Annotated in this window: 13 protein-coding genes; 6 read left to right on the forward strand and 7 right to left on the reverse strand. The window is 65.4% G+C overall.

Going from position 1 to position 11971, the window contains the following annotated elements; all coding sequences use genetic code 11:
* Positions 1-7 precede the first annotated feature (7 nt).
* From BJ994_RS10160 to BJ994_RS10170, 3 genes are read left to right on the forward strand one after another with little or no spacing between them, the layout of a single operon-like run.
* Positions 8-1300, forward strand: a complete 1293-nt coding sequence (locus BJ994_RS10160) for a DUF58 domain-containing protein (protein WP_167993804.1) — start codon at positions 8-10, stop codon at positions 1298-1300.
* Position 1301: 1 nt separating this feature from the next.
* Positions 1302-2288: a phosphotransferase family protein gene (locus tag BJ994_RS10165; RefSeq protein WP_167993806.1), complete on the forward strand. Its 987-nt coding sequence runs from the start codon at positions 1302-1304 to the stop codon at positions 2286-2288.
* Entirely contained in the window at positions 2279-2959 is a 681-nt protein-coding gene (locus tag BJ994_RS10170; RefSeq protein WP_209066774.1) for a DUF4166 domain-containing protein, read from the forward strand. Before BJ994_RS10165 ends, BJ994_RS10170 begins: the two co-directional genes overlap by 10 nt.
* A 3-nt stretch (positions 2960-2962) precedes the next feature.
* On the opposite strand, the gene BJ994_RS10175 is transcribed toward BJ994_RS10170, so the two are convergent.
* Genes BJ994_RS10175 through BJ994_RS10190 form a run of 4 tightly spaced genes read right to left on the reverse strand, consistent with a single transcriptional unit; the run spans position 2963 to position 6730 of the window.
* Positions 2963-3976 (reverse strand): uroporphyrinogen decarboxylase/cobalamine-independent methonine synthase family protein, encoded by a 1014-nt coding sequence (locus BJ994_RS10175; protein ID WP_167993809.1) that lies wholly within the window; start codon positions 3974-3976, stop codon positions 2963-2965.
* Positions 3969-4331, reverse strand: a complete 363-nt coding sequence (locus tag BJ994_RS10180) for a chorismate mutase (RefSeq protein ID WP_167993810.1) — start codon at positions 4329-4331, stop codon at positions 3969-3971. The genes BJ994_RS10175 and BJ994_RS10180 overlap by 8 nt, the downstream gene beginning before the upstream one ends.
* 54 nt (positions 4332-4385) lie before the next feature.
* Positions 4386-5522 carry a tRNA 2-thiouridine(34) synthase MnmA gene (gene mnmA / locus BJ994_RS10185; protein ID WP_167993811.1) on the reverse strand — a complete coding sequence of 379 codons (1137 nt, stop codon included), beginning with the start codon at positions 5520-5522 and terminating at the stop codon, positions 4386-4388.
* Complete coding sequence (locus tag BJ994_RS10190) at positions 5519-6730, reverse strand: aminotransferase class V-fold PLP-dependent enzyme (protein ID WP_167993812.1); 1212 nt, start codon at positions 6728-6730, stop codon at positions 5519-5521. Before BJ994_RS10190 ends, mnmA begins: the two co-directional genes overlap by 4 nt.
* A 144-nt stretch (positions 6731-6874) precedes the next feature.
* Between BJ994_RS10190 and folP the strand changes: the two genes are divergently transcribed.
* Positions 6875-7819 (forward strand): dihydropteroate synthase, encoded by a 945-nt coding sequence (folP, locus tag BJ994_RS10195; protein WP_425339378.1) that lies wholly within the window; start codon positions 6875-6877, stop codon positions 7817-7819.
* Complete coding sequence (locus tag BJ994_RS10200) at positions 7816-8574, forward strand: dihydrofolate reductase family protein (RefSeq protein ID WP_167993813.1); 759 nt, start codon at positions 7816-7818, stop codon at positions 8572-8574. The genes folP and BJ994_RS10200 overlap by 4 nt, the downstream gene beginning before the upstream one ends.
* Here BJ994_RS10200 and BJ994_RS10205 read toward each other — a convergent pair.
* The 3 genes from BJ994_RS10205 to BJ994_RS10215 form a co-directional block, all read right to left on the reverse strand.
* A complete protein-coding gene (locus BJ994_RS10205) occupies positions 8571-9206 on the reverse strand; it encodes a hypothetical protein (protein WP_167993814.1) in 636 nt (211 codons plus the stop codon). The two genes, BJ994_RS10200 and BJ994_RS10205, sit on opposite strands and share 4 nt — an antisense overlap.
* Positions 9207-9400: 194 nt before the next feature.
* A complete protein-coding gene (locus tag BJ994_RS18415) occupies positions 9401-10282 on the reverse strand; it encodes a diacylglycerol kinase family protein (protein ID WP_167993815.1) in 882 nt (293 codons plus the stop codon).
* Between the two features lie 8 nt (positions 10283-10290).
* Positions 10291-10878, reverse strand: coding sequence for a pentapeptide repeat-containing protein (locus BJ994_RS10215; RefSeq protein ID WP_167993816.1), 588 nt, complete (start codon positions 10876-10878; stop codon positions 10291-10293).
* Between the two features lie 162 nt (positions 10879-11040).
* Between BJ994_RS10215 and BJ994_RS10220 the strand changes: the two genes are divergently transcribed.
* Positions 11041-11964: a J domain-containing protein gene (locus tag BJ994_RS10220; RefSeq protein WP_167993817.1), complete on the forward strand. Its 924-nt coding sequence runs from the start codon at positions 11041-11043 to the stop codon at positions 11962-11964.
* The last annotated feature ends 7 nt before the right edge of the window (positions 11965-11971 follow it).

The raw sequence follows: 11971 nt of genomic DNA on the forward strand, positions 1-11971 counted from the left end.
CTTCGGAATGAGCATTACATCCCGTCTAGTCCTTTGTGCGCTGCTCGGTGTGCTGCCGGTTATTCTCTACCCCGGCCCGGTCTCCCTCGCAGTGTGGCTCGCCTTGCTGGTGCTCGCTTGCGCTGTGGACCTCCTCCTGGCTGCCTCGCCGCGCCGCGTGGGCGTCGAACGTACGCTCCCTGAGTCGGTGCGGTTGACGGAGAGCGCCCACAGCACGCTAACGGTACGGAATCACTCGGGACGGGCGCTCCGCGGCTGGATCCGCGAGGGGTGGCAGCCGTCCGCAGGCGCTGTGAATCCGGTTCAACGGGTCTCCGTGCCGCCTGGCGAAGGGCGGCGTGTGGAGGTGCAACTCGTTCCCCGGCGCCGCGGTGACCTGGCTGTGCACCATGTGACAATACGCAGTGTCGGCCCGCTCGGACTTGCCGCGCGCCAACTTACGCTCAAGACGCCGGGCGGCCTTCGGGTATTGCCGCCCTTCCACTCCAAACGCCTCCTGCCGTCCAAGCTTCGCCGGCTTCGTGAACTGGATGGCCGGGCCGCGGTACAGATTCGCGGAGCCGGTACCGAGTTCGACTCCCTCCGGGATTACGTTCGCGGCGACGACGTACGCTCGATCGACTGGCGAGCAACGGCGCGACGGCGCGACACCGTTGTGCGGACGTGGCGCCCGGAACGGGACCGGCGGGTGGTGATCGTGCTGGACACCTCCCGGACCTCCGCCGCACGGATCGAGGACGAGCCACGGCTCGACACGGGTATCGAGGCGTCCCTCCTGCTCGCGGTTCTTGCGCAGCGTGGCGGTGACCGCGTGGATTTCCTCGCGTTCGACCGCAGGCCCCGTGCTCGCGTGGAGTCCGCCGCAAAGGGCAACCTGCTTGCCTCGCTGGTGACGGCCATGGCCCCACTTGATTCGGAACTGATCGAGGCTGATTTCTCCCAGATGCCAGCGCAGGTCCGGTCCATTTCTGCCCACCGCTCGCTGGTTGTGCTGCTCACCGCCCTCGATTCCGGAGCGGTGGAGGAAGGACTCCTTCCGATGCTGCCGTCCCTGACTTCACAGCACGTCGTCGTTGTGGCTTCGGTCCGCGACCCGCACCTCGACGAACTGCGGCGCGAGCGAACAACAGCGGCTGAGACCTACCGCGCGGCGGCCGCCGAGCGGGCACTCCTCGACCGTGCAGCCATCAAGGCCCGTCTGCACCAGTTGGGCGCGGAGGTGGTCGACGAACCGCCGCACGAGCTTCCGTCCAAACTGGCTGACCTTTATATCAGGCTCAAAGCAACGGGGCGGCTCTAGCATGGGAACGCAGCCCGAGGTGTTCGACTACACCCGGACGTCCCGGCGGCGCGAGTGGAGCACGCTCCCCGAATCGGTACGGTCCCGCATCGAGGTTCAGCTCGGTAGCACGGTCCGCAGCACCGTGCTGGCAGGCGGTGGCTTCACTCCCGGCTTCGCCGCGATCGTCGAGTCCGGCGAGCATAGTCTTTTCGTCAAGGCGGCGCCGTCCTCGGATAAGTTCATCCACGACGCGTATGTGCGGGAGCAGGCGGTGCTCGAACTGCTTCCCCCACACCTTCCTGTCCCGCACCTTCGGGCGGCCTTCACCGCAGATGACGACGACGGCGCCTGGCAGGTTCTCTGCTTCGAGACAATTCACGGCTACATGCCGGGAACGCCCTGGACGGAAGCCGACCTCGGTTCGATCCACGAGAGCCTCGTGACGATTCAGGACGCTTTGGCCGGGCTACCGCGCGGCGTGACCGGCGGCCCGATGGCAGCCGGGCTCAGCGACGATCCGGAGGTCAGTTCAATCTTCCATCGTTTGGGCGCCAGCGGTGGGCTGCCCGACTTTCTTCCGCCGTGGACGGCCGGACGGTTGAGCGAGCTGCAAGCGCTGTGCAACCGCAGCGCCGATGCCTTGAAGGGCGATGCCATCCTGCACAACGATCTGAGGGCCGACAACGTCATCATTCAGCGCAGCGACAATCGTGCTTTCGTCTGTGACTGGAACTTCCTCGCTCACGGACCGGCGTGGGCGGACTGGATTGGTCTGCTCGTTTACGCCCGTCACGGCGGTATCGATCCGCGCCCGTGGTTGCGGGACTCGCCCTTGTCAGCGGCGGCGGATCCCGATGACGTCGACAGTTGGCTCGCGGTCCTTGCCGCTTACATGACCCATTACGGAATGCAGCCGGATCTCCGGAGTAGCCCGATGCTCCGTGCGCATGGACGGTTCACTGCCCGCATCATCCTGGACTGGATTGCTGAAAGGAGATGGCCGTGACGCTGTCCATCTACCAGTTCGCGCTCGGAGAAGACTTCCGCCGGCTCCAGCCCGAGTTGCAGCACTACTTCAGTTTCCATCAGCACAGCGGGGCACATGCCACCTGCAGGGGCACGTTCGACGTTGCGGGCAGCCCATCGAAGATCATGCGGCCCGTTTTCGCGGTGGCTGCCCGGGAGCATACGTTCTTCCCGGAGTACGAGGGCAACGTGCAGTTCAGGGTGCGGAACTGGGCTCACACCGATCCGTTCGGCCGGCCCTCCCTCACCGCCCGCCGCGACTTCCACTTCGCGGCCGCACACCGCATCTTTGAGGACACGACGTCCTGGACAGATGACGGTCTTGTTGATTACCTCGGAATCCATCGGCGGATGGCTACGGCGTTGACGTGCCAGGTGACCGCCAACGGCCGGATGCGCATGGTCTCCTGGAACACCCGTGTGTTCGCCGGTCCGCTGAGACTGCCGATCCCGGAATTTATCGGTGCCAAGGCGTATGTAGAGCAATGGTGGGACTCCGCCGAGAACTGTTTCCGCATCTCCTCCAACGTTCTGCACCGGCAGCTGGGCCCGGTGCTCGTGTACGCGGGCAGATTTACCTATGAAACATCTCCCTACAATGGCGACCTCCCCGCCGAAGAAGCGCCGGCACGTTGGGAGCGTCGGGTGTAGCGTTCAGGCGTCGGCGATCGCCTGGTTCAGGGCATCGGCGCTTGAGTGGAGATGCCTCAGCATTCGGCGCGCGTTGTCCGGCCCATCCTCGGAGAGTCTTTCGGCGGGCAGCAGCCTAACGGCACCCAGGCTCGAGAGCGGGAGCCCGATACCTCGCCAGGGACGCAGCAGCGTCTCCGTCGTGTCCTGAACCTTCACCGGCCGCTGCACCGGCACGGGAAGAGCTGCCCAGAACTGCCGGCCGCCCTCAACGAGTTCAGCGATCGCTTCCCAGTCCTGACCGGTTGCCCCGGCTACGGGCACTGCAAAGCCGACCTTCGGCGTCCGCGTCAGAACCTGCAGCGCTTCGGTCTCACGGAAGGAAAGGACGACGACGGCGGCACCGGCTTCCTGGGCGGCCTCAGCAACCGCTGTCCAGGCTTCGATGACCTCGTGCTGGGGTATGGCACGGAGGGTGCGGTAGCCGCTCGCCGTGGGGATGGCACCGCCAAGCACGTCAGCAATCTCGGGCTCATCCAACTGCACGGTCAATTCCGTGGCCGGGTTCGCCGCTGCAGTGCGTCGCACCAGGGAGACGACGCCGTCCACCAGGGCATCACGGATGTCTCTACGGGCCCCATGGTCAAGGAGCGCCCGCTCGCCGTTATGAAGGTACAGATTAGCGGCCATGGAAAGCGGTCCACGGCAGGAAATCTTGAACCCTGCAGTAGGGTCCGCTTCCGCGCCGACCAGGTCCGCGAGAACGTTCAGATCGGTGGACAGGGCTGAAGCCGCACGGCGGAGGTCCTGTCCCGGCCGATCGACCAGGCGCCAGCCGTGAGGTTGCAGGTCGACGGGAAGCTCGCTCAGCAGCGCGGCCGTCCGGCCAACCTCGTCGCTGCCGGCTCCCCGCTGCGGCAACGAGGGAAGGAACGGCAGGTTCGGACTCCCAAGCTCTCCACGGATGGTGCGGATCGCTTCGGCCGGATCCTGGCCCGGCCAGTCACCGGCCGCGGTGACTGTCACGGCATCAGGCATCGCGCGATGAATGGTTCTCTGAGATATCCTGATGGTGCCTGATGACCTCGGAGATGATGAAGTTCAGGAACTTCTCCGCGAACGCGGGGTCGAGGTGTGCTTCCTCGGCGAGCGCACGCAACCTGGATATCTGCGCAGCCTCGCGTGCCGGATCTGCGGGAGGCAACTGGTGGTCGGCCTTCAGGTGCCCAACGCGCTGGGTGGCCTTGAACCGTTCGGCGAGCAGGTACACCAGGGTTGCGTCGATGTTGTCAATGCTGCCGCGGACCGCGAGCAACTCCTCCATGACTGCTGGATCGACCTCGCCGGCAAGGGAGCTCGCGGCGGGGTCGAAGTCCCGGTTGTTATCTGTCATGTTTCCAGTTAAGCAGAAACCCTCAGGCTGCAGCGCATTGTGTCCGGGAAGGCGTCAGCGGGTGGCGAGGTCCGGCCGCTCAAGCGAGCGGGCCGAGTCCAGGGTAGCTTGGCCCAACACGCGCGTGCCCTGGTAGATCACGACGGTCTGGCCTGGGGCGACGCCGCGCATCGGTTCGATAAGGCGGACAGTCAGGCTCTGGCGCCCGTCGTCGTCGTGCTCCACCCACGCCTTCGCGTCGACAGGGTCGCCGTGCGCCCGCACCTGGGCCATGCATTCGAATTCCTCGCCGGTTTCGACGGCGGGAATCGGCTCTCCTGCCCAGGAGACCTTGATTCCGCGCAGCTCGTCAACGGCAAGCATCCGTTCGGGACCGACCACCACGGTGTTCTCCTTGGGCCGGATCTCCAGCACAAAACGGGGCTTGCCGTCCGGGGCGGGACGTCCCAGCTTAAGACCCTTGCGCTGGCCGACGGTGAAGGCGTTGGCGCCCGGATGCGTCCCGATTCTCTCGCCGTCCACATCGACGATGTCGCCCTCGGTCAGTTCAATACGCTCCTCGAGCCAGCCGCGGGTGTCGCCGTCGGGAATGAAGCAGATGTCGTGGCTGTCCGGCTTGTTGGCGACCGAAAGCCCGCGCCGCTCGGCCTCCGCGCGGACCTCTGCCTTGGAGGGTGTGTCGGCGAGCGGAAACATGGAGTGCCTGAGCTGTTCGTGGGTCAGGACGCCCAGTACATAGGACTGGTCCTTCGCCCAGTCCGCCGCGCGGTGCAGTTCCCGGCTGCCGTCGGCGTTCTCGATGACCTTCGCGTAGTGCCCGGTGCAGACGGCGTCGAAACCGAGCGCGAGCGCCTTTTCCAGCAGCGCGGCGAACTTGATGCGCTCGTTGCAGCGCATGCAGGGGTTGGGAGTGCGCCCGGCAGCGTACTCGGCGATGAAGTCATCCACGACGTCTTCCTTGAACCGTTCCGAGAAGTCCCAGACGTAGTACGGGATGCCGAGGATGTCGCAGGCCCGCCAGGCATCGCGGCTGTCTTCGATGGTGCAGCAGCCGCGACTGCCGGTTCGCAGCGTTCCGGGCATACGGGAGAGCGCCAGGTGGACGCCGACGACGTCGTGCCCCGCCTCAACTGCACGGGCGGCGGCGACGGCCGAGTCCACTCCGCCGCTCATTGCTGCGAGTACTCTCATACGTGAAAACCTGTTCCTGCTGTCTGGATGGATGATGCGTGGCCGGACATCCCGGCCTTCCGGGCGCGCTCGTACGCTTCGGGAAGCGCTGCCACCAAGGCGTCAACGTCGGCGGGCCCGGATGTATGCCCGAGGGTAAACCGTTGTGCCCCGCGCGCTTCGGTTTCGCTCAGACCCATCGCGAGCAGAACGTGTGATGGCCGCGGCACTCCCGCGGTGCAGGCCGAACCGGTGGAGGACTCCACGCCTGCAGCGTCCAGCAGGAACAGCAGCGAATCGCCCTCGCAGCCCGGGAATGTGAAATGAGCATTGCCGGGCAGTCGCCCCCCACGCGGACCGCGCAGCACTGCTTCGGGGACTGCGCGTTCGACGCCGGCGATCAGCTGGTCCCGCAGCGCACCGATCCGGGCGGATTCGGCTGGGAGGTGAGCGACGACGTCGTCGGCGGCTGCTGCAAACGCCGCGATACCGGCGGTGTCGAGCGTGCCCGAACGGATATCACGCTCCTGTCCCCCGCCGTGCTGGACGGGCGTCAGCTTTACGGCTCGGCCGACCAGTAACGCACCTGCGCCGACAGGCCCGCCGATCTTGTGGCCGCTGATGGCCATGGTGGCCAGGCCCGAGTCGGCGAAGGACACCGGAACCGACCCGAAAGCCTGCACCGCGTCGGAATGGACGGGAATGCCTTGTTCTGCGGCGGCGGTGGTGATCTCGGAAATCGGCTGAAGCGCACCCACCTCGTTGTTGGCCCACATGACGGTGACGAGGGCAATGTTCCCGGCTTCCGCATCGAGTTCGCGGCGCAGGACGTCCATCTGCACCACCCCGTCCCCGTCCACCGGAAGCCAGGTGACTTCGGCTCCCTCGTGCTGCTGCAGCCATTCGACTGTGTCCTGGACGGCGTGGTGTTCCACGGCACTGCACAGGATGCGCGTCCGGCGGGAGTCCTCGCTGCTCCGCGCCCAGTAGAGACCCTTGACCGCCAGGTTGTCCGCTTCAGTGCCGCCTGAGGTGAAAATGACCTCCGACGGATGCGCACCGGCAGCCCTCGCCAGCGTCTCCCGTGCATCTTCGACCACCCTGCGGGCACGACGCCCCGAGCCGTGGAGCGAAGACGGGTTGCCGCTACGGCTTAGTTCTATGGTGAGTGCGGCGAGCGCGGGCGCCGAGAGGGGCGTGGTCGCCGCGTGATCAAGATACACGGGCACCGGTCAATTCTATCGTCGCGCTCTGTTTAAGCCGAACCCAGCCATCGAGCTGGTACGACACACCCTTTATGCAGACGCATAAAGGGTGTGTCCTGTCATTTCGTTCGCACTGGGACCGTCAGCAACGACTGGTAGAAATGAGCTGTGGCTGACATTCCCCTGCACGCCGGACCTCCGGCTCCTGCCCCGGCTCCTGCTCCTGAGCTTCTGCACCCCAAGCATGCCTTCGGTACGCGCACCCTGGATTTCAGTCGTCAGATCGCGCTGATGGCCATCATCAACCGCACGCCGGATTCCTTTTACGACGGCGGCCGCACCTTCGGCCTTGAGGCGGCTATCGCCGCGTCGCAACAGGCAGTCAACGACGGCGCCGACTGGGTTGATATCGGTGGCGCGCCTTTCGCGCCGGGGCCGGCCATACCGGCTGCCGAGGAAGCGGCCCGCATAGTTCCGGTCATCGAGGAGGTCCGTAACTTCTCCGACGTCGTCATCTCTGCTGACACCTTCCTGCCGGAGGTGGCGGAACAGGCCATCAAAGCCGGTGCCAACGTCATCAACGACACCACTGGCCTGAGGAATCGCGACCTGGCAGCGGTGATTGCCCAGACCGGGGCCCACGTAGTGATCACGCACAGCCTCGCCGAACCGCGTCAGGTTCTCGGGCGGCCAACGTACGGGGACGTGGTTACGGAGGTCGTCGAGTTCCTGCTCCGGCAGGTGGACCGCGCTCTGAGCCTCGGTATCGGTGAGGACCGGATCCTGGTGGATCCCGGCCACGACCTCAACAAGAACACCCTTCATTCCCTCGAGATCACACGCCGCTTCAACGAGATCGCCGGCTTGGGCTATCCCGCGCTGGCGGCAGTCTCGAACAAGGACTTCATCGGTGAGACCCTGAACCTGCCCAAGCACGAACGGGTGGACGGATCCCTTGCCGCGGCGGTGATGTGCGCGATGGGCGGAGCCAGGATTCTCCGCATGCACAACGTCGCAGCCTCCCGCTCCGCGATCAACGTCGTCGAAGCAGTAATGGGGTGGCGCGAACCGGCTTATCTGTTGCACAACATGGGGGAGGCCAACCAGCCGTGATCAACCAGCTCAGCCCCTCCCCCGCGAAGGACCTCTCCGATGAGCACATCCTCGACCTCTATTCGTACCCGGACACCCGCCCGTGGGTCCGTTTCAATTTCATCGCCAGCCTGGACGGGTCCGCTTCGTACCGGGGTGTTTCAGCTCCCCTGGGTAACGACGGCGACCGCAGGCTTTTTGGGCTGATTCGCCGGCTGTGCGACGTAATCGTGGTCGGAGCCGGAACTGTCCGTGCCGAAGGCTACGCCGGCGAGCTCGTCAACGAGAAGGATTCGCGGTGGCGCCAGGAACACGGATACTCCCTCCACCCGGCACTGGCGGTGATCTCGGGGTCACTGGACCTTGATCCGAAAAGCGAACTGTTCGAGCATTCGCCGGTCCGGCCCATCATCTTCACCGCTGCCGACGCGCCGAAGGAACGGCTCGAGGCGCTGCGTGGGGTTGCCGACGTCGTTGTTTGCGGTGAAACCACAGTTGAACCCGACCGATGCGCCGGTTGGCTCCAGGAGCGCGGACTGGGGCGCATCCTGTGTGAAGGCGGGCCGGGAGTTTTCGGGAGTTTCATCGCCGCCGACGAGGTGGACGAGCTGTGCCTGTCAGTCAGCCCGCTCCTCGCCGCCGGCCAGGGTTCGGTCCTGGCCTCACACGGGGATCACACACCACTGCGCCGCTTCACGCTCGCTTCGCTTCTGGAGGCTGACTCGGCGCTATACGGCCGCTGGGTTCGTGCGTCAGCCGAACCAGGGGACACCTAGCCCGGTGGAACCACCGAGATCCGGCTCCGGATATCGGCCACTGCCGCCGTCAGTTCGTCATTGGCAGGACAGGAAACGGTGAACGCCAGCCCGGTACCCGTAGCGTGGAAGAGCCGCAGCGAGACGGCGCTGGCGGGTGCCTCCCCCGTTGCCTCCTGAACGTAGGTGAGGAACTCGATCGACGCCGTTGATTCACTGGGCGTCTGGCCCCACAACCAGCTCGTCGGAACCAGGTATTCGGGCAGGATGCTGGGGTCCATGAAGCGGAAGAGCGCTTCGGTGGACGCACGGTCATTCCCCTCGACCACCAAGGGCGCCTGGGCCGCCGTATAGCGCAACGACGCCGTACACCCGGCTTCGCTCACGTAGACGGACTCACCGTTGACCAACAGTTTCTCCTGGCTCCATCCGCCTGCACGCGAGACACCATCGGAAAACGCCACCATGTCGGCTTCCTCGATGTACCCGCCGCGTTCGAACGTCATGTCCTCGCCGATTATCTCCGCGCGCGGAATCGGCGGGAGCACCGTGGAGTCCGCCGTCCCCGACGACTGCCCCGCCCCGGACGACGGCTCCGCCCCGGCTGACGACGCCGGGTCACTCTGCACGGGCGCGCCGGGTTCGATCGGCACCTCAATCCGGCATCCCGCCAAGAGAGTTGCAACCGCGAACAGGACCGCGCAGCAAAGCAGCGGTCTGGACGGCCTTACCAACACTGGTGCGTACTTCCTGTTCTCTCGCTTGGGATCGGGATCCTCCCAATTCCCGCAACCACTCTAGCCACTGACCCGGTCACGGACCCATGGGGAGCGGTCCCCATGGGCGGCTACGCGAATACTTTCAGCGCTGCGGGTACCACGGCAATGTCCACGGGAGCGTTGCCCACCGGTTCACCATCGGCGAAGAGTGTGATACCTGGGACGTCCAGTGACACGCTGGAGACAGTTTGCAGATGGACAGTTTTGAGGCCCACATGCCGGCCCGAGAAAATCAGTGGGAAAAGCGTCAGCAACTTCAGCCTCGGCATCGGATCGACAGTCAGCAGGTCCAGGCGTCCGTCGTCGTACCGTGCACCAGGCGTGATGAGCATGCCGCCTCCGACCGAGCGCATGTTCGAGACGCACACCAGAATCGCCTCGATGTTCGTTTCCCGTCCGTCTACCGACAACCTGTAGGTCGGCGGCCGGAAGAAGGGCAGCTCACGAAGCAGCGCGAGCACGTACTTCGCGCGGCCGCGCGGCCATGAGCATCGGTTGGCCCTCGCGTTCACGACGGCGTCCAGCCCCGCGGAACAGACTGCGGCGAACCAGACGTCCGGACTCCCCGCGGAGGTGATCCGGCCGAGGTCGATACTGCGGGGTTCCATCCGGAGGACACGCACCAGGGAGGCGGCAGCGGCCGGCGGCTTGCCGCCGGTCGGCAGTCCCAGTGAACGCGCGACGTCGTTCCCCGTACCCGCAGGAACAATCGCAAGGGGTACCGCAGTGCCCGCGAGCGCGTTGATACCGATATGAACCATGCCGTCGCCGCCCACCACAACAAGTGCTTCGGGATTCCTAGCGAGCGCAGAAGCGAGCTGTGGGCGGAGACCGACCGGATTGTCCACCTGAACGAGGTTCACGTCGTGCCCTGCGGCCCGCAAAGCGTGCACAACTTCAGGGGAAGCACGCGCACCCGCCCCGTTACCCGCACGGGGGTTGACTGCCACAACAAGCCTCACCGGATAACCGCCCCATAGGCCTCGGCCACGCTCAGTGCCTGGCCTGCATCGATGACGGCGCCGTACACGTTGAAGTTCTCGGCATCGATTCCGTCCAGCGCGCTGCCGCGCAGGTCAGCGTCGCGCAACCGTGAGCCATTCCAGACGACGCTGGACAGCCGGCAGTCCCGCAGCCGCACGCGCCGCAGGTCGGCCCCCGTGAGATCCGCTTCCGTGAGGTTCACCTCCGAGAATGCCCCGCCCTGAAGGTCGGCGTTCTGTAGTGATACGAAGGACCAGTTGCCGCCTTGGACCCGGATGGGCTTCAACGAGGAGCGGATGAAAGTGCTTCCGGTGACCTTGCAGCCCTCGAACGCGGCGTCGAACAAGTTGCAGTTCTCAAAGCGGCAATTATCAAACGCGCTGTTCGCGTGAGCTGACACGTTGAATTTCACATTGCGGAAGACGCAACCGCTGAAGATAGTCCCTTCGCTGCGCAACTCGGTGAAGTCACAGTCCACAAAGTGAATCCCGCTGTAATCTTCCCGCTCAAGCTGCCTTCCGTACCAGTCCAGTCCGCCCTGCACACCCTCGTTGATCGCCATGACCCTGATGCTAGCGCCACCCACCGACATCCAATCCTCGCTGGCCCTCGGGGCCCTCGGCCGGTGAGCGCACCATTTGCCGGAGGTGAGCGCACCGTTTACAGTCAAGCGCGGAAGTCCTCTCAACCCTTGGACCGCCTCCCGAACCGACGAAAGGCCTCCATGGCAGCTCCGGAACCCACGCTCTACAGTGTGCTCGGGCTGACCAGGGGCGCCACCGCGAAGCAGATCAAGGATGCCTACCGCAAAGCGGCTCGCTCCGCCCACCCCGATTCCGGTGGGAGCGCCGAACTCTTCCACGATGTGGCCGTGGCGTATGAGACGCTCATCGATCCGGACCGGCGTCGTCGTTATGACCGGACGCTCGGCCATATCGATCCCCTCCCCAATGCCAGGACCGCCCAACCCCGGAGAAAGCCGGCCGGGCCTGAACCGGTCAGGGATGAGTTCTCCCAAGCGCCGCGCTACGAACCTCCCTACGGAGCCGCGAACGGCGGGCTGCCCCTGACAGTCGCCAGCCAGCAGGTGCATGGCCTTGCCCGTCAACCGGGCGTCCTGAAGAAGTTCCGTTCCGGTTCAGCGTCACGGTACGACGGCGAACGCGCCACTGCCCGACTCATCGAAAGCACCCTGCTGCAGGGATTTCCGGCCGCCCGGCTGGTCAACGGGTTGTCGTTCGGTGGCGGGGTCGAAACGGGCCATGCAGTCCTCGCCGGGTACCGCATCGCGGTCATCGATTCACTGATCGCTCCGCCGGGAAACTACTCGTGGGATGGCCGCCAACTCAGGCACCGTGGCCGCCGCACCGGCGACGTGCGGATCATCGATACGGTGCGGCAGATCCAGGAGACTTTCCCTGAGTGCAATGTCCGCGGATGGCTGGTGCTACACGGACGCCAGAACAATCCGTTTGAGCCCATCATCGACTACCCGCCGTCGCTGGACCGGTCCGGTCTCGCAATGGTCCACGTTTCCAACCCCGGAACCCTCCTGCGGGAAGTCAAACGATTCCTCTCCGAGGGTCCGCAGGCAAATACCGTGCAGGTTCCCGTCCTTGCCCGGCTGCTCAGCGCGGCCGGGCGCTAGGATTGCA

This window comes from Arthrobacter pigmenti (assembly GCF_011927905.1).
GTDB classification, from domain to species: Bacteria; Actinomycetota; Actinomycetes; order Actinomycetales; family Micrococcaceae; genus Arthrobacter_D; species Arthrobacter_D pigmenti.